The sequence below is a fragment of the Thermogemmatispora tikiterensis genome (assembly GCF_003268475.1).
Lineage (GTDB): Bacteria > Chloroflexota > Ktedonobacteria > Ktedonobacterales > Ktedonobacteraceae > Thermogemmatispora > Thermogemmatispora tikiterensis.
This window is the reverse complement of the sequence record NZ_MCIF01000002.1, coordinates 4,958,131-4,979,845: the sequence shown is the minus strand read 5'-3', so window position 1 is coordinate 4,979,845 and position 21,715 is coordinate 4,958,131. Positions and strand designations below refer to the sequence as shown.

General features: G+C 61.0%; 16 protein-coding genes and 1 pseudogene. 3 read left to right on the top strand and 14 right to left on the bottom strand.

Annotated features, from left to right (window positions below):
• Positions 1 to 284: 284 nt before the first annotated feature.
• The 5 genes from A4R35_RS19930 to tnpA form a co-directional block, all read right to left on the bottom strand.
• Positions 285 to 1,613, bottom strand: coding sequence for an outer membrane protein assembly factor BamB family protein (locus A4R35_RS19930; RefSeq protein ID WP_189362087.1), 1,329 nt, complete (start codon positions 1,611 to 1,613; stop codon positions 285 to 287).
• Between the two features lie 172 nt (positions 1,614 to 1,785).
• Positions 1,786 to 3,114 carry an outer membrane protein assembly factor BamB family protein gene (locus A4R35_RS19925; RefSeq protein WP_112432491.1) on the bottom strand — a complete coding sequence of 443 codons (1,329 nt, stop codon included), beginning with the start codon at positions 3,112 to 3,114 and terminating at the stop codon, positions 1,786 to 1,788.
• A gap of 649 nt (positions 3,115 to 3,763) precedes the next feature.
• Positions 3,764 to 4,492 carry a hypothetical protein gene (locus tag A4R35_RS19920; protein WP_112432489.1) on the bottom strand — a complete coding sequence of 243 codons (729 nt, stop codon included), beginning with the start codon at positions 4,490 to 4,492 and terminating at the stop codon, positions 3,764 to 3,766.
• A 744-nt stretch (positions 4,493 to 5,236) separates the two neighbouring features.
• Positions 5,237 to 6,292 carry an RNA-guided endonuclease TnpB family protein gene (locus A4R35_RS19915; RefSeq protein WP_112432487.1) on the bottom strand — a complete coding sequence of 352 codons (1,056 nt, stop codon included), beginning with the start codon at positions 6,290 to 6,292 and terminating at the stop codon, positions 5,237 to 5,239.
• Entirely contained in the window at positions 6,293 to 6,700 is a 408-nt protein-coding gene (gene tnpA, locus A4R35_RS19910; protein ID WP_112432485.1) for an IS200/IS605 family transposase, read from the bottom strand.
• A gap of 840 nt (positions 6,701 to 7,540) precedes the next feature.
• Here tnpA and A4R35_RS19905 point away from each other — a divergent pair.
• Positions 7,541 to 8,119 carry a FliH/SctL family protein gene (locus tag A4R35_RS19905; RefSeq protein WP_112432483.1) on the top strand — a complete coding sequence of 193 codons (579 nt, stop codon included), beginning with the start codon at positions 7,541 to 7,543 and terminating at the stop codon, positions 8,117 to 8,119.
• An 83-nt stretch (positions 8,120 to 8,202) separates the two neighbouring features.
• Here the strand turns inward: A4R35_RS19905 and A4R35_RS19900 are convergent, their stop codons facing one another.
• A complete protein-coding gene (locus tag A4R35_RS19900) occupies positions 8,203 to 8,508 on the bottom strand; it encodes a heavy-metal-associated domain-containing protein (RefSeq protein WP_189362086.1) in 306 nt (101 codons plus the stop codon).
• A gap of 624 nt (positions 8,509 to 9,132) precedes the next feature.
• Between A4R35_RS19900 and A4R35_RS19895 the strand changes: the two genes are divergently transcribed.
• Positions 9,133 to 10,020 (top strand): class I SAM-dependent methyltransferase, encoded by an 888-nt coding sequence (locus A4R35_RS19895; protein WP_112432479.1) that lies wholly within the window; start codon positions 9,133 to 9,135, stop codon positions 10,018 to 10,020.
• Positions 10,021 to 10,176: 156 nt separating this feature from the next.
• The gene (locus A4R35_RS19890) at positions 10,177 to 11,418 is read left to right on the top strand and encodes a potassium/proton antiporter (RefSeq protein WP_112432477.1); all 1,242 of its coding nucleotides are present in this window, start codon (positions 10,177 to 10,179) and stop codon (positions 11,416 to 11,418) included.
• Positions 11,419 to 11,666: 248 nt separating this feature from the next.
• Here A4R35_RS19890 and A4R35_RS19885 read toward each other — a convergent pair whose 3' ends face one another.
• The 8 genes and pseudogenes from A4R35_RS19885 to A4R35_RS19850 all read right to left on the bottom strand — a co-directional run bounded on the left by A4R35_RS19885 (position 11,667) and on the right by A4R35_RS19850 (position 21,420).
• Positions 11,667 to 12,521, bottom strand: a complete 855-nt coding sequence (locus A4R35_RS19885; RefSeq protein WP_112432475.1) for a hypothetical protein — start codon at positions 12,519 to 12,521, stop codon at positions 11,667 to 11,669.
• A 277-nt stretch (positions 12,522 to 12,798) separates the two neighbouring features.
• Entirely contained in the window at positions 12,799 to 13,533 is a 735-nt protein-coding gene (locus A4R35_RS19880; RefSeq protein ID WP_112432473.1) for a ferric reductase-like transmembrane domain-containing protein, read from the bottom strand.
• Positions 13,534 to 13,655: 122 nt separating this feature from the next.
• Positions 13,656 to 14,726 carry an FAD:protein FMN transferase gene (locus A4R35_RS19875; RefSeq protein ID WP_189362084.1) on the bottom strand — a complete coding sequence of 357 codons (1,071 nt, stop codon included), beginning with the start codon at positions 14,724 to 14,726 and terminating at the stop codon, positions 13,656 to 13,658.
• Positions 14,674 to 15,492, bottom strand: coding sequence for a hypothetical protein (locus A4R35_RS24410; RefSeq protein ID WP_189362082.1), 819 nt, complete (start codon positions 15,490 to 15,492; stop codon positions 14,674 to 14,676). The genes A4R35_RS19875 and A4R35_RS24410 overlap by 53 nt, the downstream gene beginning before the upstream one ends.
• Before the next feature lie 609 nt (positions 15,493 to 16,101).
• Positions 16,102 to 16,404, bottom strand: coding sequence for a cellulose binding domain-containing protein (locus A4R35_RS25405; protein WP_399358166.1), 303 nt, complete (start codon positions 16,402 to 16,404; stop codon positions 16,102 to 16,104).
• Between the two features lie 370 nt (positions 16,405 to 16,774).
• Positions 16,775 to 17,524, bottom strand: a pseudogene (locus A4R35_RS25400) (pectate lyase family protein); the annotation flags it as partial.
• A gap of 585 nt (positions 17,525 to 18,109) precedes the next feature.
• Positions 18,110 to 20,503, bottom strand: a complete 2,394-nt coding sequence (locus tag A4R35_RS19855; RefSeq protein WP_223258422.1) for a glycosyltransferase family 39 protein — start codon at positions 20,501 to 20,503, stop codon at positions 18,110 to 18,112.
• Positions 20,500 to 21,420, bottom strand: coding sequence for a GtrA family protein (locus A4R35_RS19850; protein ID WP_112432467.1), 921 nt, complete (start codon positions 21,418 to 21,420; stop codon positions 20,500 to 20,502). Before A4R35_RS19850 ends, A4R35_RS19855 begins: the two co-directional genes overlap by 4 nt.
• Positions 21,421 to 21,715: the final 295 nt, after the last annotated feature.

Genomic DNA, 21,715 nt, shown 5'->3' with positions numbered 1-21,715 from the left:
AGAAGAGACCATTATAGATTTATGCTTATCGATACAACAATCAAAAGCTGTCACGCCTGGGGGTGATCTATCCTCCGTGTGTCACTACCGTCATCCGAGCCTGCGTCTGTATCTGCTGACCGTCGGTCAGGCTTCCCCAGTCATTTTCAAGCGGTCCAGCTAAGCCAGAGAGCTGGTGAGAGCTGAGCCTGCCTGTGGGCCTTCCCCTTCCCGTCACTGGCTCTCATGCACAAGGGAGAGGAGATCGCGGACAGCGATCTCCTCTCTCCTGTCTGGCTCCTTATTCAGTTTGTCAGAACCGGCTTCCAGTATTCTCCCTCCTTCACGGGCAACGGTAGCACTATCTTCCATTGCTCCTGCCCGCTCTCCTTGTCCAGAGCATGCAGTACAAAACGTTCTTTTCCATCCGGTGATGCTGTAAACAGATAGACCTCACTCTTGCCCACCAGCAGGCGGCTAGGAAGCAGGCCCCCCCCTTCGCGGGTGGCTGGCTGTTTCTGCCAGAGCACTCGTCTGCTTTGCCCATCCAGCGCCGTCACCATTCCTTGCACATCCAGCAGATAGAGGACCTTTCCGTCTAAAACCCCTTGCATCCCATCTGAGTCGAACATTCCTGGCAGTTCAATCGACCAGCTTTCCTCTCCATCCGCCAGCCTCACCGCGCTCACCTGCCACTTCTGGTTCCTCACCACCTCCTTCGCTACATAAAGCCAGCCCTGCCCGGCGGCAAGCAGCCAATAGCTGAACATATGCCATCGCGATCCGCTCGCCTGCCACAGCACTCGCCCGTCGCTAGCGTCTACTGCGACAACCCCATTTTCCAGATCCAGGCACAGCACCCCATTCCCCAGCACCATAGCTCGCGGTGATTGAAAGCTCCCTTCTGGAAAGCTTCTTTGCCAGTGCGGCTGCCCTGTGCGTGCATCCAGCGCCACCACCAGAGCAGATCTCTCGGGCACCGTCATTAGATCATCTCCTACGACATAGACCCCTCCCTCCCCTACCAATGGCATCAGGCTGACACTCGTCGTCGCCCGGCTAGTATCCTTCTGAGGTAGTTGGTAGGTCCAACGGCTCTGCCCATCGCTCCCTGCCAGCGCCGTCACCGTCTTTACATCTTTCTGATAGACCTGCCCAGTCGCCTTGTCCACCGCTGGCACCCCCCGGACGTCATCTAGATCAAGGGCCTCTAAATCTTCCGCTCCCCAGCGAACCGCACCGTTCTGCGCGTTCAGCGCCAACAGATAGGCATCTGCGGTATTGGCATATAGATCCTGCCCGACGCGAGTGATTGTTATAAATCCTAACAGATCCTCATGGGAAGTGCCATTCCAGCGCAGCATTCGGCACCAGCGCGGGCGCCCACTGTTGGCATCCAGCGCATAGAGCCACGTAGTCAGCCCTACATAGAGGGTAGTCATTGCTGGCTCGCTCTCACCAGGATGCTCAGCCAGCTTGCTGAACTGCACCTGCCACTGAGCGGCAGGACAGGGCACCGCCTCCATCTGCACGGTCGGCGGCGTCTGGCAACCCAGCAGACTCGCCAGCAGCCAGACACTTCCTAAGAGCAGCTTCCACAAGGTGCGTGCAAACTTCTGCCATCGCTTGCTCACGAGCGCATACTCCCTCTTTTCTGACCCTGACCCTTCTAAGACGAAGACGCCAATTTGCCTCAAGCTTCCCGTCATCCGATCTACGCGCTGCACCCATCGAGTACGATCATGTTTCTTTGGTCCCAGGAAGAGGGGCCGGAGGAGCGCTCTCCTCCCCCGGGTTCTCCTGCTCTCAGCTCGCCAGGACTGGTATCGGCCAGCCCTGGCCTACGGGTAACGGTAGCGCCACATTCCATTCCTCCTGTCCGTTCTCCTTTGCCAGGGCATGTAGGGCAAAATGTTCCTCTTCGCCAGGGAGCGCCATAAACACATAGACGTTGCTCTCCCCCACTACCAGGCGGCTCGGGATGCCTCCCCCATTACGGCGGCTTTCTAGCTGTTTCTGCCAGAGTACTTGCCCGTTCTGCCCATCCAGTGCCGCCACCCATCCTTGTCCATCGACCAGATACAGCATCTTTCCATCTAAAACCCCCTGCAATGGCGCAGTCACCCGCTCAAACCCTCCGGTCAGCTCAACCGACCAGCCCTCCCGTCCATCCGTCAGCTGCAGCGCACTCACCCGTATCTTTCCTGCCTGCTTTGCCTTCTCGGCTATATAGAGCCTGCCCTGGCCTAGTGCAAGCGGCTGGTAATCCAGATCCCAATCTTGCCATTGCGAACGGCTCACTTGCCACAGTAGTCGCCCATCGCTGGCCCTTACCCCCATGATCTTGCCTTCGGAGTCCAAACAAAGCACTCCATTCCCCAGTAGCATCGCCCGTGGCTGCGAATCAAGACTATGGTTTTCAGACATGCCCAATTGCCAGCGCAGTCGCCCTGTGCGCGCATCCAGTCCTACCACTTCCGCCTCTTCCCCGTGCTCGGTCACCCCAGACTCACTCGCAACATAGACCATTCCCTCCCCCACCACAGGCATGAGATAAATGCCATCATTCCCTGGAAACGCATAGCTCCATCGCCCTTGCCCACTGTTCATGTCTAGGGCCTCTACCCTCCTCAGAGCGACCCGATAGACCTGTCTGAGCGTCTCATCCACAGCTGGCATCATCCAGGATTCCCCGCTGAAAGCTATCAATTTCATCTCTGCTTGCCAGCGGATTTCGCCATTCTGCGCCTTCAGCGCCAGCAGATAGCCATCCGAGGTATTCGCGTAGAGAGCCTGCCCAACACGCGCGATCGGCTCGAAACCTGAGAGGGCATGGAGAGGAGTGCTCTTCCAGCGCAGCAGCCGGCACCAGCGTGGGAGTCCACTGCTGCTATCTACCGCATACAGCCAGGTCCCCAGCCCTACATAGAGCGTCGCCGCTTCTGAAGCGCTCTTGGCTGGCGCCGAGCTGAGCCGGCTGACCTGCACCTGCAGCTGAGCCGCGGGACAAGGAACCGTCTCCAACGATGGATTCGACTCCCCCAGCTGACAACCCAGCAGACTCGCCAGCAGCCACAGACACCCTACGAGCAACATCCCCGCATAAGCCTTGAACTCGTGCCGCTTCGCTCTCATGATATCTACTTCGCTCCTTTCTCATCACAATCCTTTAGAGACGTCAATGAGGAGAGGTGTCAAAAGTTCTATCATGAGGACGCAGTTCCGATTATTCCAACGGGGTTCGAACTCTCTTGCATCGCCCTCCGTTAGCTCACTTGCAACAGCACGCCGTATCTCTCTCTTCACCTCCTCAGCTCGAGACAAACGCTGTACTGCTTTGAGCAGTACAGCCCCAGGCATCTCTCGATAGCCACGGCTACACCCTCGCAATTGCCTCTCATACTATCGAGACGTATATCTGTAGAAATCTTTCAATACCAGTAGGCCGCGCTCTCATTCATCGGAGCACGCACTGTATATAAGTATTGGATAATATCTATGTATAGTTTTCCTATCAGCAGGGCCGCTACTGCTAATGGCCCTGACACATTACTCTACCCAATGTTTCCCCTCCTTGTGTACAAAAGCGCCCAAGGAAGACAGCCAGTACGCCCCTGCCAGTGATCCTCATTGTGGTGGAGGTAGCAGTATCGCCCTTTACATCCCTGCTCATGTCATCATTTGGCAGTCTTCCCTCGACAGCGATGCCATCTGCGAGTCAGCAACGGCTGCGCCTCATCTGGCGGGGGCGGGAGGGTCAACCCAGCCACACCGCTGTCCTGTCCTATGGGGCAGTGGGCTGCCGTCGAAGTGGCCCCAAAGCGCGGGCCGACGAGGCTGCGGGCAAGCCCCTGGCTTGAGCCAGGGGTCGTTGACCGTAGAGGTAATCCACCGAGGAGCTGGGCGCTGTCGGCATATTCTGCCAATGCACCAGCCTCCCCTCTGCGTCATAGCTCAGCTGCTGCCCAGTGGGAGCGCTACCGCCGCAGGTCACCGAGCTGTTGGGCGCCCGGCAAATCCTGTTCCCTGCCGCATCATAGCTGGCACTGAAGCCACTGCTGGTGCTCGTGACCGCATGCGGGTGCGCGCTATCCCCATAGGTGTAGCTCCCAGCCGGCCCCGTCGTCAGGCGCCCCTCCGCATCGTAGCTATAGCCCTGCTGGTACTGCGCCGCCGTCAGCGTTCCCGCGTTCAGCGTGCTCCCACAAGGCGGCGTCCCACTCGCCCCCGCCCACGTCAGCCGATTGAGGGCATCGTAGCAGAAAGCCTGCACGTCCGTATCCCCCGTCGGCATGGTCGTGGTGGCCGCCACGACGTTGTTGGCGGCATCGTACTGCGGCTGCTCCTGATAGAGCACCGCTCCACTGCTCTGATTCTTGTAGACCAGGCTGGTCACTCGCAGCCCCGCGTCAAAGCTACACGCGAAGCTATAGCGGCTGTTCCCCAGGAGCAGGGCTGTGGCTTTCCCCGCCGCACCAGCATTCCCCTGGTACTGGATGGCCGAAGCCAGCACCGTGGCGGTGGTGTTCTGGGTGGTGGTTAGACCGATCAGCCAGCCGCTGGCCTCATAGCCTGGCCGCGCTGGCGCCGAATCCGGGTCCGGCTGCTGGATGGCTCGCCCCAGATCATCGTAGGTGGCGACCAGACTACCATCGGGCGAGCGTGTGGCAATCCAATCTGTTGACTAGACAGGCCTGCTGACCCCAGCAGCGCAAAAAGAGCCATGTCGTAGTTCTTACGGAAGACAGGAGAGCCTCTACACTGGTATAATAGAGCCATGCGGAGGCTCCTCCGCGGGCGGTGTTCTCCCTGGCGGGTCGCAACGCTTCTGAGAGAACACCGCTTCCTCCTTCGTCGCATCTATCTACCACACGGGCAGGCTATTTCTCTGGATTGGCGGCTTCTCCCTGATCCCCCGGCCCTGGCTCAAGCATATGCGCGGGCCAAAACAAGCCAACGTAGAGGGGAATAGGGAGGAACAAGATCTTCTGAAGACCGTCGTACCTGGCTTGCGCTGGTAACCAGAGCCTCTTTCTGATCCCCTAAAGAGGCAGGCAAGCTTTGACCTCCTCCCCGGACTGAAGTCCGGGGATTCCTGGGGCGATCCCCCAGGCTGGTTAGCCCTACCTCAGCCTCAAGCATTTCTGCTTCGGCTTCATCGGTGGAGCCATAAGGGCCGGGTCATCGGCCCGCCCCGGCTGCGTTCCGTCAGGTATGCCTGACGTTACCGCACCGGGCGGCGGTCCTCGGACGGCAGCTACGCTGCCCCGGCCAGACCGCTAATCGCTCTGCTGATGTTCAGCGCACCCACCGCATCGGCATGTCCGCGGTAGCCACACGATCGACATTGGAACCAGATACCATTCCGGTTCTCCTTCGCGCAGTGTCCGCACCGCGGACAGGTACGGCTCGTGTCCTTTGGCTCCACCCACTCCACCCTGATTCCTGCCAGCCGCGCTTTATAGGCGATAAACTGCTGAAGGCGGTAGAACGACCAGGAGTGCAGGGACCGGCCACGGTCCCGGCGGTCACGCCGCCGACGATTCCGGATGCCCTCCAGTTTCTCCATGCGGATGGTGCCAACGCCGCGGGCGAGGCACCAGTTCACGATAGCGCGGCTGATTTTGTGGTCCTGGTCGCGCATCCACCGCGCTTCCGTGTCCTTCATCCGGCGGATGGCATCCAACGCTTTTGCTTTGCCCATCCTGCGCCGCAAAGCGTTGAACCGACGGCGGACATACGCAGCGCGGTTGCCCTGAAAGAACAGGGTCTCGCCTTCGCAGTTCACCACGGCCAAGGAGCGCAGGCCCATGTCGATCCCCGCGATGCGGTCCCCGGCACACGGTGCCACGGGAACCGTCACCGACAGGGCCAGATACCATCGGCCACGCTTGCAGTACAGCTTTGCCGCCCCTTGCTTAACGGTCGTGCCCAACTGTTCAAGGATACGCTCTTGCCGCTCTGTTGTGGCGAGCGGAACCCTGATACGGCCTTCGTGAGTCGGGAAACTGGCCGTCCAGAAGTTGCCCACCTTCCGCAAGCGCAAGTTCTGGTTGTTGAAGCAAGGTGGTAGTACCCTGAACCGCTCAACTTTCTGGTCAGCAGCAACTTCGCGAAGAACCTGGTTAACCACCGCCGCGGGGATAGGGGCAGGCAGGTACTGCGCGGCAGTCCTGCTGGTCAAACCCTTCGGTCTGCCAGCAGCCACAAGGTTGTTTGCCAAAGTGGTTGTGCATTCGGTCAGCTCGCGGTAGATGCGCTCCTTGGCATGAGTGGGGCGGTGGAGCCGAAGACGCAGTGTGATGGTCTGCAACTACTCACCCCCTTTCTTACGCTGTTCCTCGATATCCCGACGGATGGTCTCTGCGGAAACGTTGCCAGCCGTAGCGATGAAGGAGGATGGTGCCCAGAGCGTTCCCCTGCCAGTACTGCGCTGAAGATGTGGGAACTCCATGAGCAACCTCCGGGCACTCACGCCCTTGAACACCTTCACCACATCGGCGGGCTTTCCACTCGGCGGGGCAGATGCAAAAAGGTGGACGTGATCCGGCATCACCTCCAACGCGATCACGTCCCATCCCCGCTCCACGGCAGTTTCCAGAAGAATCTCCTTCAGACGTGCGGCAATTTCGCCGCTAAGAATAACCCGCCGGTACTTCGGTATCCAGACCATGTGATACATTAGGAGGTGTCTTGAGTGCCGACTAGACTTGATATCCACCACGCTTTCATACTACCATGTGCATACCGAACACACAATCGGCTTCATCCCCGGAATGAATTCCGGGGCTTTCGCCGATGGCATCTGTAATTAAGTCAGCGCTCCTTCCCGTTGGCTTCTCTCGACAGCAGGAGGCGAAGAGAGAAACAACACCTGAGAGAGGGAGGGACCGGGGCAGGGGGCCAGATCTCAGGAACGACTGGCACTCAACGGAAATACAGGACTCACTGCAAACAACGTCGCTCAGCCTGGCACCGACAGCCTCAACGCAGTTCGCATGGAGAAAGATACTACAGGGACAGAGTTGCTTCCATGCGTCCTGTTTTGATCGCTCTCCCCTGAAAGGCTCCTGCTGACTAAGCAGTGTAACAAGAATAGATCCGCCTGTCAAGTGTTTTCGACTGTCCTTTCAGTTGAGAGGAACAGGAGAAGAAAACAAACGATGTGGGCCGGGACGACTTAACGCTCAGCCCCCCCTGCTGCTCCTCTCCTTGGGGCGCTCCCTGGCAGTATCTCAGGAAAGATACGGGTGGATTTTCTGCGCACCTATAGCGTATACTCTCTATAGAGAGACTTATTATCGTTTGGTTGCTTTAGTGATGCTTAAGGAGGTGAGAGAGGTAAGTGAGCGACCACACGCATAGCGAGCCAGCATTGAGCCAGCGAAAGCATGCGCACCCCGCTTCGGCTGCCAGCCGCTGGTGACGGCAACGAGGCCGGGCCTCCTGTCCGCTCGTTTTATGCGCCGATGTTATCTCGTCCCGAACAGAGAGGTACTCAGCGACCGCTGTAGCGCTTGTCTTGTCGTTGCCTTTCTCTGGAGAGGAGTTCAAGAGCCATATGCAGACCGTGCAAACCCGCCTACCTGCGTCTTATCTGCTCAAGGGCAACGCGGCTGGCGCCCGCGACTGTAGCTGCCCTTGTAACCCCTGCGACTGCAACCCTTGCGAGTGCCCTGGAGCCAGCCGCTGGCCAGGCTGGCGCCTGAGTCTCTATCAGCTCGTCGAGGGTCACTTTGAGAGAATCTCCCTCTATGGACATGAGATGCTCCTGCTCTGTCTGGCGCTGCCTCAGCGGGAGGCCGAGCCCACTTCGTGGCAAGAGGTAATCCTGTGTGAGGCTACCGCCAACCCGGCCACCGTGCTCAAGCTGCTGGAGGGCATTGAGGAGTATCTGGAGGCGCTCCCTGCCGAGGTGCAAGGAACAGTCCGCCGGCCCACCCGACGAGCCGTTTACGCTGTGCCCCTGGCCTATCAACAAGAGGGGACCACGCCGCTGCTGCGCGTCGATTTCGCCCCTTCGACAGCCCGACTGCTGCGCGCCGCCGAGCCGGAGCCGGCATGGACGCCACCCGCCTGGTCCTACAACGGTCCGGTAGCGCCGCGTGGCCCCTTCGCCTGGCAGTCTCCACTGCGCTAAGCCAGGCCAGGCTGGGCAGCGCTCCATGAGGAAAGCGATCGAGGCGACAGCCGGCGTGGCCTGTCGCCTCTCTTCACCAGTGACTAGCCATCGAGGCCGTTAGCGCTCTGCTCTCCCGCCACGTGGCCAGCCTCCCTCAGCTCACCCGGCACATGGCCACAGGCCCGTACAACCTCAACGATCCGCTCTGGTTCCAGCTGCTGCCGTGCGTAGCGCAGGGTCACGGTCCTGGTCGGTAGAGCGGCGGTAAGCACCTCCAGGCCAGGCAAGGCTCGGAGCGCCTCCGTGACGCGCTTGAGACACCCCCCACAGCGCAGACTTGGGATATGCAGCACCACCGTAGTCAGCTGCTGTCCCAGCACGTCCACTCTCTCTTCCTCCTTCTTCATCTCCTTCACCATCCCTTCATGAGCAAGCTTACTGGCGGCTGCGAGAGGCCACGATGGCCCCAGCTGCCGCCGTCTTGACTATACAAGAGCGCATTCTCTGCTGTCATGAGGCTTCTCCCGTATTTTTCTCTCAGGTCTTTTCCCGAGGGGACCGCGACCCGCTCAGCTCATCTGTCGCCCGGCCCCTCGGCTAAGGACCAGCCTGGCAGCTCACCATGCATAGCGCTGGGGATCGGATCGAGAGCAGTGAAGCATGGCCGCGAGATGCCCAATCACCAGCTTGCCAGCCAGGAGAGGAGCAGGATTCCAACCTCCAGCTGAGGCGAAGAGCTAGCTGAATAGTATGACTATAGGAGGCTCTCAACAGCCGAGGAGCAAAGACAGCGACGGTTGTCGCCGTCAGAAAGAAGATAAGACAACTCGACTCAACGGCCTTCAAGTCGTCTGGCTTCTCCCGTCTTGCGCCCCTTTCCTGGTCAGCTTCTTTTGACAGCTGGCCTATATGTCCATATAATTCTACCCGTAGGAGAGTGATGCGCGAATGGCTCATGTGAGACAGCCATCTCGATCACCTGCTCGTCTGAGAAACCCTAATCATCAATGGAGAGAAAGCAGAGGTAGGACATGCTAAGGTGGTTTCGTCGCAAATCTGCGCAATCCCGCCCACCCACCGCCAATACCTACGATTACGCCAATCGACCCGTCAGCCTAGCTGAGGATAACGTGCCCGTTCCTTATATGCTGCCCAAGGACGACCGCGAGGTCAACCGCCTGGATTTCCAGCATTACATGCTACGCTACGCCTTGCGCAGCAACTATCTGGCGCCCATTGTAGAGCCGAAGCGCATTCTCGATGTAGGCTGTGGCACCGGGCGCTGGCTGGCTGAAATGGCGCAGCTCTTCCCCGAAGCTCATCTGATCGGTTTCGACCTCAACCTGCCACCTGCCTCACCATCGTTTCCACCGAACTGCACCTTCCGTCAGGGAAACCTGCTGGACGGCCTTCCCTTCGCTGCTGGCAGCTTCGACTTTGTCCATCAACGCCTGCTCGTCTTCGCTCTACCGGCAGATCGCTGGCCGCTCGTGATCCAGGATCTGGTGCGCGTGACGCGCCCAGGCGGCTGGCTGGAGCTGGTTGAGGTTGATCCCCTCTTCCAGCGCAGCGGCCCGGCGACAACGCGCATGCTCCAGCTGATCGTAGCCGCCTGCCAGAGCCGCGGCATCGATCTGAAGATGGCCCTGCGCCTGGAGCCAATGCTGCGCGAGGCCGGTTTGCTGCACGTTACTTCCCAGGTCATTTCCATTCCTATCGGTGACTGGGGGGGACGTCTGGGCAACATGGCGCGCACGGACTTCGCCGCCGGTAACCAGACGATTGCCCCGCTGGTGGCGGCTACCACCGGCGCCAGCATCGAGGAATACCAGCAGCTCGCCACCGCCTGGCTGCATGAGTGCGAACAGTACCGTAGCTACTGTAATTTCTATGTCATTTACGGCCAGCGTCCTCAGTAAGGGAGAGCACGCGCTCACTGACTCGCTCTAGCCCTTTGCCTTGCGTCATGGTTGTTCCCGCTGCTATCGTAAAAGAGAGAAGAGAAGCAGGCAAAGAAGCTGTCTGTTCAGCGTCGGCGGCTGGCAAGACAGCAAGTGTGGCAACGGGAGGAGCCGATGCATTTCGAGAGCGCGCTGCTGGTCGCATCGCTGCTATTACTCTTGAGCGTGCTGGCCTGGAAGATCGCCGGTAGGCTGGGGATTCCGGCCCTGCTGCTCTTTCTGGGCCTGGGAATGCTCGCCGGTTCGGACGGTCCGGGCGGTATTTATTTCGACGATGCCCAACTGGCCCAGGCGGTGGGTATCGTAGCGTTAGTGTTGATTCTGTTCGCCGGGGGACTAGAGACGCGCTGGTCAGCGGTGCGGCCTGCCCTCGGCGGGGCCCTCCTCCTCTCGACGCTTGGCGTGCTGCTGAGTGCTCTTGTGGTGGCCCTGTTCGCAGTCTGGCTGCTCCATGCTTCGCTCCTGGATGGCCTCCTTCTGGGGGCACTGATCTCGGCCACGGATGCGGCAGCGGTTTTCAGTGTGCTGGCAGCACGCAATCTGCGCCTGAGCAGCCAGCTGCTCCCTCTGCTAGAGCTGGAATCTGGCACGAACGACCCGATGGCAGTCTTTTTGACACTCGGCCTGATCCGTCTCCTGAGCGAGCCAGAGACCCCACCTTTGAGCATACTGCTGCTCTTTGTCCAGCAGATGGGGATCGGCCTGGCGCTGGGGCTGGTGATTGGAGGTCTGGCGATCTGGCTGATCGGACGGCTGCATCTGGACGTGGAGGGCCTCTATCGGGTACTGACGATCGCGCTGGCGCTCTTTACCTACGCGGTTACGGCGCTGTTGGGCGGCAGTGGCTTCCTGGCGGTTTATCTGGTCGGGCTGCTGCTGGGCAATAGCCGGGTGGAGGGCATTGAACGCATCGGGCGCTTTCACAATAGCCTGGCCTGGCTGATGCAGATCGCCATGTTTCTGATCCTGGGCCTGCTGGTCTTCCCGTCGCGTCTGCCAGCGGTGGCCCTCGCCGGTGTGCTGATTACGCTGGTGAGTGTCTTTGTGGCTCGCCCGCTGGCAGTTCTGCTGGCTCTGCTGCCTCTGCGGCGTATGCCGCTGCGGGAGAAGCTCTTTGTGGCCTGGGTCGGACTGCGCGGGGCCGTGCCGATTGTGCTGGCGACCTTTCCTTTGCTGGCCGGGCTGCCGCGCGCTGGACTGCTTTTCGATCTGGTCTTTTTTGTGGTGCTGGCCTCGGTGCTGTTGCAGGGGACGACGGTGTCGCTGGTGGCGCGCTGGCTGGGCGTGGCCAGACCAGCTCTCGCTTCGGTGTCAGACGCTCCCGCTGCCGAGGCTTCTCCGTCAGCATCGGACTAGCCCGCGCCCGGCCTGCCCGCTTCAGGCCCGGTCAAGGGCGGCCTTGAACTCTTCTCCGTTGAGGAGGCCGCCAGTCTGGTGGATGATCAGTTCGCTCCTTTGATCATCTCCTTGCGGCAGGTGCCGCGGATTGTAGAGGAGGCGGCTGACACGCAAACGGAAGTCGGTGCGTCGAAAGTTCCCTCCCGTTAACGTCTGCTAGCGCGCAGCACGATCAGAGAAGATTATGGCCGGGCCAGCCTGTGCAGTCACGGCAGTAGCCAGAGGGTGAGCATGGCCACCAGGAGGCAAATGAGGCTGCTGAGGGTCAAGATCCAGCTGAGCGAGTCGGGGACTCTGCTGCTGGCGAGGTAGTAGGAGCAGCAGAGGAGGAGCAGGACCAGGGTGAGCCAGAGAGCGAGACGATCACGGGCGCTGAGAGTAGGAGCACCCCAGACGGTGCTCAGATAGCAGCAGAAGAGAGCCACCAGACCGCGTGGCAAGCTGACCAGCTGCCCCAGGCCCACCAGGAGAGAGAGGACTACCAGGAGAGTCGTGGCTTGCAGGATGACGCGCGTGATGATCAGGCGCCTGTCATCCTCCAGGCATGGGAGACGCCAGACCAGCAGGATAGCCGGGATGCCGAGAAGGAGGCCCACAAGTGGAGGCTGCCACCAGCGCGCCAGCAGATCGGCCAGCACAATCATGACGAGAACGACCACCAGTCTTAAAGCTCTGAAGCTGCCCGCCACAGCAGCTTGAGGCGTCGGCATCGAAGCCCAGCGGCTGAGCAGGACAAAGGCCAGGGGACAGATAAACAGGGGCCAGCTCTGGGTGACAAGGGCAGTCTGCAGAGCCGCCAGATAGAAAGCCGCAGTGATGAGCAGGGCTACGAGGTAGGAGCCGAGTGGGGCGCTGGTTCCAATGAGTTGAACACAGAGCGCGAGGAGCAGGGAGAGGGTGACTTGCTGGGCGCTATCGAGGGCCAGTCTGGGCACAAGCGGGCTGAGGTAGGCAGAAAGGACAACCAGGCCGCCGCTGACAGGAATCACCATCAGCATGAGGCTGGCTAGCAGGCGTAGGCTACTCTCGTGCCTGGTCGCTCGCGCTGGATCGGGCTGCATCACTGGCCCTGGTTCTTCTTCTTCGCCGACGCGCTACGCTGGTTGCTCCGCCAGACCAGGCTCTAACCTGGTCCTCTACCAGCGAGTGTAACAAGGGAGAACCGTTCTGTCAACTCTGCTTTTCACTCACCCGTTCGCTCGCTCGTCACCCATATATTAAGGAAGGAAGGAAAGTGGGTCAGGCCAGGAAGAGAGGGCAGGCGGTCCGACCCTGGCCCTGGTCCTACCCAGGCCACAGCAGAGCAAACATCTCACCTGCCTGACATCTCCCCGACCTTTAGTAGCGACGCCACGGCTCGGCAAGAGGGGTAGCGGTGCCACCCTGGGCTGGTGGCCTGACCGTCACCGCCGTGCCCGTGCCAGTCCCCCACGCTCCCGGCCTCTGGAACTGGGGCGGCACCATCGTCTGAGCCGGCTGCATCTGGGCCTGCTGGGCCTGCAGCCGCGTCTGTAGCTGGGTCCGCTCTTGTCTGCTGCGGCGCGCGACCTGCACCCGCCTCCAGAGCAGCCAGCCAACCGCCCACAGGCTGCCACCATAGAGGGCCACCGCCCACCAGCTCTGGCTATCGCTGCCGCTGCCCAGCCCATGCAGGGTGGCCAGAGCGAAGAGCAGCAAGGTAAGCAGGTGCAAGCGACGCCACCAGCGATAGCCGATATGGGGACGCAGCAAGGTGCTGATGCCGATGGCGATCCCCAGGTAGAGGGCGCAGATACCGAGCGCCATCCAGATGGGCCGATAGTGACTGGCCAGAGGAATCAGGATCTCATTCCAGCCAAAATGTGTAAAGGGGTCAACCCAGACGGCCAGGACATGCAGGCCGACAAAGATGGTTGCCAGCAGGGTCAGAAAATTGTGCAGCTCATTGTTGACCAGCCGTGGCCAGCGCGCCGGCGACTGCAACTGCGCCGAGAGCGCCAGCCCGGCGCAGACCGCCAGCGTCAGCAGGAGGTAGGCTGTCAGACCACCCGCCCGCGCCACATTCCAGGTTACGCTTTGCCAGATCGTCGACATAGACATTCTCTTTCTTTATAGAGAGGGGAAGTGCGTTCCTTTTTTCATTCTTCAGCGGATGAGTGACCGCCGCGCCGCTATCTCGCATCGATGGCCCATGCAGACAGCGCTCACACTCCTCGCTATAGCTGCCTTTGTTCCGCTGCTGGCAGTCCGGCTTCCTCCTGCCAGGCGGTCATGAGATGAGTCGGCCAGGGTGCGACGCTCTGCCAGCTTCCATCTTCGTGGATAAAGAGGCCAGCGAGATTGTGGCGGCGCAGGAAGGCCGGGCCTTCCTCGGGGCCGAGAATAAAAGCCACTTTGGCGGCCACCTCGGCCTGCTCACAGCGGTCGGCGACGACAGTAACCGACCAGAGGTCGTTAGCGACGGGCAGCCCCGTGCGTGGATCGAGCAGATGATGACGCAGGCTACCGTCTCGCCACCAGCGACGGCGAGCAATGCCGGAGGTGGCCACGGCGCCACGGCGCAGGGGAACGGTCCAGCCACCGTGGCGTCCCGGGATGGCAATGGCCCAGTGCTCGCCAGCGGGGGGCAGGCCGGCCACGGCCAGGTCGCCGCCAGCGTTGACCAGGGCTGGCCCCAGACCACGGCGGCGCAAGGCCCCCAGAGCTGTATCGACGGCCATCCCTTTCGCAATGCCACCAAAGTCCAGCTGCACCCCAGCTGGCAGGCGCACCCGCCGCATCACCGGATCAACCTCAATACGACGCCAGGCCCCGCCAGGCAAACTCTCCAAAGGCTCGCCCCTCCGGGTGCTCATCTCCTCCTCTTGCTCAGCGCGCGCTGCCTCCCCCGCCTGCTCCAGCAGTTCAAAGCTGCGATCGTAGCCCAGTTGCAGGAGCTGCGGCAGCAGCGTTGGATCGTAGAGGCCATCGCTGGCTGCCGCGGCCTCTAAAGCCCGCGTAAGCACTACGTAGAGGAGTTCACTCACCTCAACCCACTGGCCAGCGCTGCGGTTAAGACGCGTCAGCTCGCTCTGAGGGCGAAAGCGGCTCAGAATGGCTTCCCAGCGGGCAAAGAGGTCGGCAATCAGCTCAGCTCCTTGCTCGCTCCCCTCAAGAGGCAGCAGGTAGCTGACGGTGGTTCCCATCGCCTGAAAGCTGCCGCGCAGCATCCCCGGCGGTGTCACATACTGAGGCTCAGGAGACGCCGCTGCCACTGTGGCCCTGCCCGAAAGTCGGCTGGCTGCCAAAGTTATCCCCTCCTTGTTGATTGAAGAAGCCATTGCTGTCCTGACTTGAGCTGCTGCCCGTCGAGCTGGAAGACTGGGCAGACGAGCCAGATGAGGATGAGCTGGCACCATTGCTATTGGCATTAGTCGACGATGACGATGATGACGACGAGCTATTACCACTGGATGGCGTGTTGACCTGCGATTGTGAGCCGGAGGACGAGGAGCTATTGACGTTGGTCTGAGAGGCGCTGGCGCTGGCGCTGGCCTGGTGGAAGGCTACCAGAGCGCTAAAAGTGCCGAAACCCGCCACAGCGAGCGCCACAGCCCAGCGCTTCAGCCGCTGCGCCAGGCGCTGAGCCTGCTCTTTGGGCATGCTGGCCCGCTTTTTCGAGGACGCCGCTCCGGCACCAGCAGCTCTTGTAGCCGACGGCTTCCGTGCCGGGGGCGTGAGCTTCTCGGCTCCCGGCATGCTGCGGCTGTAGAGCGGCTGCTGCCAGGCGCTGCCTGCTGCGGGCATGGGCATCGTCTCCCAGCCTGTTCTTCTCTCCTGGCCAACCCCGTAGGGAGGATAATAGGAAGGCAAGTAGGGAGTACCTGCCGCTCCTGTCCCCCCAGGATAGCCAGGGGAGATGTCAGGGATGGCGTTGGGGCGGGCGGTGAGACCGCCGTCAGCTCCATAGCTGCCATAGGTCCCATAGGCTCCACTGCTGTAGATGCCTCCACCATAAGCCCCACCATTGCTTCCTCTGGCCCCGGTGTTTCGATCATTTCTCTCATCGTGCATGGTTTCACCTCTCGTGTGTAGAGCGCCTCGCGAAAGTAAAGCATCAGACTTGACAACCTCTAGCTTACCAACCGTTTCTTGGGCCTTCATTGGAGAAAGATGAGAAGCTTCTCACTCAGACGCTCGCCTCAGCTATTCTTCGCAGGGAGGCCCGGCTGTCCGGTCGACCTCTACCGTATCAACGTTCTATGACTCATCCTTAGCTATGCCACGCCATGATGAGAATTGCATTGGAAGAAGATGAGAAACCTCTCACCAGCTTCTAAGAGAGGGCCGTCCGAGACCAGAGGAGTCCCAACAGGAGTGCGCGAGGAGGGACACGAAGAGGCTCAGGCCAGGCCCGGCGCTGCGGCGAGGACGAAGGAAGGAAGGCAAGGAACCACACCGGCACGGGGGCCAGCTCTGCCGATGCGGTTGCGCTCAACTGACTGCCAGTCAGAAGCGGCGCCACACTACGCTGCTGCTGCTCTTTCTCTGGCACTGCTCCTTTGCTGCCGCGCTGCAGCTGTAGCGGTAGCGGTAGCGGGCTGCTGCGACAGCCTGGACCGGGACCAGGCTGCTCGAAGGGAAGAGCGTTGAGACACGGATGGACAACTGGCTGGCACTTACTCAGGCCAGGCTGCAGCTCACTCCGTTGACGCTAAAGGACGTCGGCTTGCTATTGGCGGTCGTCCAGGTTCCGTTGAAGCCGGGCGCCGGGTTGACGCTCGCAGCGGGCGCCACGCTCCCGTTATAGGAGGCATTGGTTACCGTCACCGTGCTGCCCGACTGGCTGAAGGTTGCGTTCCACCCCTGGGTCACCGTCTGCCCAGACGGGAAGGTAAAGGTCAGCCGCCAACCGTTCCAGGCTGTCGTGCCCGTGTTGGTGATTGTCAGGCTGGCTGTGAAGCCGCCTGGCCACTGGGCCGTCACCGCATAGCTGACACGGCAGGCTGTACCAGCGGAGGCCGTCGGGGTCGGCGTCGGTGTGCGCGTTGCTGCTGCCGTTGGCGTCGGCGTCGGGGTTGGTGTGCGCGTCGCGCTCGCTGTCGGCGTTGGCGTCGCACCGCCGCTGGAGCCGTTGCCGCTCACCGACCCCCACACCGGAGTAGGTCGTCACCTCGTTGATGACATCACTGACCGGATCAAGGGTGTAATTGTAGGGAGCCGTTGTAAAGGTTCCAACCTGGGTAATGTCGACCGTCGCGCCGCCGTAGTCGTTGCCACGCGCGTTGGTGAAGCCATCCTGGGGGCTATCGCCGGTCGTTGTCAGAGCCACATCGACGTTGCGGAAGACGTTATTCTCAACCAGTACCTGGGCTCCCATGCGCGAATGGATGGCGCTGTCATCCACGTTCTGGTAGTAGTTGTTGTAGATGTGGCCAGTGCCAAAGCGCAGGCTGGGCAGGCGCGAATTGACGTTATAGAACCAGTTGTGATGGTAGGTGACATGGAGATGGCCTGTGTCTTCCGCGGCATTCGAGTCGGAATGGCCCACCAGCGAGACCTTGTAGTGGTCGTGCAGGCGATTCCAGGAGACCGTGATGTAGTCGGCGGCGTGGGTGATATCGATCAGCCCATCGTAGTAGTCCTTACCGTGGTCCATATCGGAGAAGAGATTGTTGTGATCAACCCAGATATATTGAGAGTGCTCGATATGGATGGCATCCCCGCTGGTGTTGCCGTCGGCGCGCACAAAGGAGATGCTCAGGTTGCGAATGATAACGTTGCTGACATCCTTAATGGAGAGGCTAATGCCGACCAGCGAGGCCGTGGAGCCGACGCCAATGATGCTGGTGTTGGAGCCGACGTCGACATCGGTGTCGCCCGTGATCGTACCACTCACGTAGACGATCTTGGGCGAGGACCCCTTGACAGCGTTCTGCAGAGCAGAGAGCGTGCTGACAGTGGTGACGCTCCCGCCGGCGCCGCCAGTGGTACCGGCTCCATAGCCGACGAGCTGGTCGACGGGCGCCGCCGCCGCCGTGTGTGTCCCCAAGAACACGGGCACTAAGGCTAGCCCACCTCCCACGAGGACGAGCAGCGTGATCATTACTACCCAGAATAGCTTCCTGCTGAGAATACGCCTCATGCGTATCTTCCTCCTTGACAGGTAGTTGCTGAATAGGAGCCTTCCACTCCTCGCTGCAGCACAGGACGCTATCAGGGCTACTAATCGGGCACCGCGGTTAATCAGTACATCAAGAATATTGAGGCTCTCGCCCTTGTGCTACAGCATAGACAAAATCAAATGTGCTATCTCACAATAACAAATCTTTCCGTGTTCGTCAAGATTATCACCCTCACTGCTTCCAAAGCAGGTAGTCTTGATACAGATACCCATCCTGTGAGTCCAGTTCTGGACTTTTTTCTTAAGAAAAAGCTCATCTATTTTCAGAGAGTGCCATAAAGTACCATAGCAGGTAATGGCGCCTGAAACAAAGACAATGAGATAGGTCCAGGAGAGTACAGGGGGAGAAGAAGGAGGGGCCTGCCCTGCTGCCAGCGCAGGAAGAGCAGGCCCGTTGGAACGAGGTAGGACAGGACAGGTGAATGGGAGCGCGAGACGGGGCGCCCGTCGGCAGGCCCGAGCAGAGGGCCAGGCCGAACGCCCTGCCTCGCGGGTTATCTGCTATGTTTAGCTGCCGGTGTACTCGTAAAGCTGGGTCCCACCGAAGCTGCCGGTGTACTCGTAAAGCTGGGTCCCACCGAAGCTGCCGGTGCTCGTGCTGCCGGTGCTAGAGGACTCCCAGGCGCTGCTCGGTACCTCTTTACAGTGCTGGGTAATCCAGCTAATCAGGTCGCTCTGGCCACCGCCGCCGAAGCCGCGCCCGCTGCCACTGATGAGGAAGAAGCGCACCTGGCCGCTCTCTACCAATTGGGCCAGTTTGGCCGGCGTCAGGATCGGATCGCTGCCAGAGAAGCCGCCCATCGCCATCACCGGCTGATTGGTGGCCAGAATGATCGAATCGGCCTCGTTCGAACTCATGACCGCCACCAGGTACTTGGCGCCATTGCGGTGGGCCTCCAGGTAGTTGATGAGGGCCGTATTGACGGTCACCCCCCCGTCTCCGCCGTTAGGACCCTGCCCATTGGCCGGCAAGGCACCGCTTCCATTCTGTCCGCTGGCAGCGCGCTCAAAGTCTCCAAAGTAGGAGCGGAAGCGCGCGGCATCGTTGCCATTGCCCCTATCGAAGGCCGAGAAGCCGCCAGCACCAAGGCCGCCGAACTGGTTGCCGGGGCCAGCAGTTGGCAGGCTGGCCGCCTCGCCGCGCAGGACAGGAATGAAGGACCAGACCGCCGGCGTGAGCTGCAACGCGATCAGGGCCACCACCAGGGCGGGCACCAGTACCTGCGCGCGCTCACGCAGGAAGGGGATGAAGCGCGCCATGAAGAGAACCAGGGCCGCCAGGGCGCAAGGCACGGCGATCAGGGGAATGAGCCAGGTGCCCCAGGCCGGATTGCTGGTGATGATGTGCAGCTGCTCCAGGGCTGTTAGCAGCAGAGCCAGCGGCAGCAGCCAGCCACGCCAGCCGCGGCGACGGTAATCGTGCCACATGACTACAACGCCGATGCCAAAGAGGGCGGCGACCGCCGGGGCCATCGTCGTCAGGTAGTACTGATGGAAGAAGCCCGCCACCGAGAAGAAGACCGCCGTGGTCAGCAGCCAGACGCCCCACAGGACCAGCCCTTGCTGCTCAGGGTCGCCCCGGAAGCGCGGGCGCCGCTGCCAGGCGACGGCCACGATGCCCAGCAGGGCCAGCGGGAGCAGCCAGACGATCTGCCCGCCAAGTGGCTCGTTGAAGAGGCGGAAAGGACCAGGCGTGCCAGTGCCGAACATGCCGCCACCGCCGGCGTTGCCACCGGCGTTGCGCGCGCCCTGGAAGCCCTCGGGCACCTGCCCAGGGGTGCCAGCTGCATTCCCGTTGCCTGTGCCATTGTTGTAGCCCGGGGTAGCGCTCGCTTCAGTAGCCGGCGCGCTACCGTTACTATTGTTGCTGCCAGGCTGGAAGTAGTTGCTCGCTGGCGACGGTGGATTAGTGCCGTTATTGCCACTATTATTATTTGCACTACTAGAGCTGCTGCTATTCGTGCCATTGATGCTGCGCTCGAAGGCCGAGAAATTACCTCGGGCTCCGGGACCAAAGCCGAATTGCCCCAGGAGACGCTCAATGCCGTTGTAGCCCAGGGCCAGGCTGATCTCCGAGTTGTCCTGGCTGGAGCCGACGTAGGGGCGGGCTGAGGCCGGGGTCAGGTCGACGGCCAGGGCCCAGGAGAAGGAGACGGCCAGCAGGACGACGAGGGCCAGGGCCAGATGGCCGATGCGGACCCAAATGCGCCGCGGGGCGGCCAGCAGGTAGAGCAGACCATAGGCTGGCACAACCAGGTAGGCTTCGAGCATCTTGATGTTGAAGCCCAGCCCGATACAGAGAGCACACAGCAGTAGCCAGCGCAGCTTGCCGGTCTCGGCGGCCCGCATGACAGCCCAGGCGCCGAGCAGCATGACAAAGACCAGTGTGCTGTCGATGGTGTTGTTGCGGTTGGTGACGACGCTGATCGGGCTGATGGCCAGGGCCAGGGCTGCCAGCAGACCGGCGGTGGTGCCGAAATGTCTCCTCACCAGGTGGTAGAGCAGCAGGACAGAGAGGACACCCGCCAGGGCCTGGGGCAGCAGGATGCTGAAGGCCGTGAAGCCGAAGATTTTGGCGCTGGCAACCTGCAGCCAGAAGCCCAGGGGCGGTTTGTCGATGGTGACGAAGCCGCCAGGATCAAAGGAGACGAAGAAAAAGTTGTGCCAGTTATCGAGCATGCTGCGCACGCCCGCGGCGTAGTAGAGGTTGCCAAAGCCGTTGGCGCCGAGCTGGTAGAAGTTGAGAAAAACTGACAGCAGGGCAATGGCCGCTAAGGCAAGGCGTCGCCAGAGCGGTGGCCAGTCCCACTTTGTTCTCGCTGTTGGTGTTGTATCGGGGGCCAGCGGCTGCTCGACCTCCGGGAGCGCCGGAGTCGGAGCCGGGGTCGGTATTCCCATCATAGCGTTTCGGGTCCTTTCCTCTTCGACAGGGTTTGATAAGCGTGCGGTGTTAGAGGTGTTGGACCGTGGCCCTCGGCGGGCGACGGTCCCCTTTGTGAGCAACGCCGTTGCCCGACTGAAAGATGCATGCCTGTCACACTTTGGCCAGGGCGGCGCTGGACGAAGACCCAGAGCCGTAAACCCAGGTAGGAGATGAGAGCCGTGCCGCCGATGGCGATGATTTTGGCGGCGTTGGTCCATAGCGTCGGGTTAACCAGGATATGCTCTAGGCCCAGGCCGGCCAGCCAGAGGATGCCACTGCTCCAGAGGCTGCCGCTGATGGTGATGAGGGCGAAGCGCAGGAGCTCGCCGCTCGTGACTGGCTCACGCTTGCCAAAGGTCCAGTATTTGTTGAGGATAAAGCTGTTGATGGCTCCAACACAGTAGGCGACGATGTTGCAGGCCAGCAGCAGTGGCGTGCTTCTGACGGCCAGGAGCCAGACGAGAAGGTTGAGGACAAGGATATCAACCAGGGTGTTGAGGCCGCCCGTGATGGCGAAGCGCAGGAGCTGACCTACGTTCCAGTTCGAGCGGCGCCGATCACCGCTTGCCCTGGTCTGACTTTGGTTCGCCTGCTCCTGGTTGACGATGAGTTCTTCATCCTGATCGGCTGGCAGGAGAGCCAGGGAAATGGCTCTTCCTAGCCCTGGCTGCGGCTGCGTGAGCCGGTAGAGCCGCGTGGGCCGCAGGGACTGGATGGTCCGGGATCGCCGGGACTGCTCTGCCTGTGGCTGGCACTGGCCGGCCCGCGGACGGCTGGCTATGGTCACTCGTGGCTCAGGTATAAGACGCGCGCTCTCTCTGCTCCGCGCCGGGTTTATGCTCTGCTGAGCAGGGCCGCTGGTGGGTTCACCGGCTGGCCGTTCTAGCAGGATCAATGGTGTCTCTCCTCTTTCTTGTTCGGTTGTTCCCTGCTTCGTGTGCTTCGCTTCTTTTGCTTACTTAGCTTGATTGCTGTTTTGATCTATGTCTGATGCGGTCTTCGCGTGCTCGCTTCGTTGCTGCAACTGTGCCATCCAGGCGTCGGAGCACCTCGGCGAGGTTGCTCCGACGATGGATGGCTGGGGATAGGGTTGCCACCCGCCTGGGCACCTCTCTCTATCGGCGCCTGCCCCCAGGTCTATCTATCGCCTTTAGCATAGGAGCCTTCTTTTGAAAAAAGATTGGAGAAAG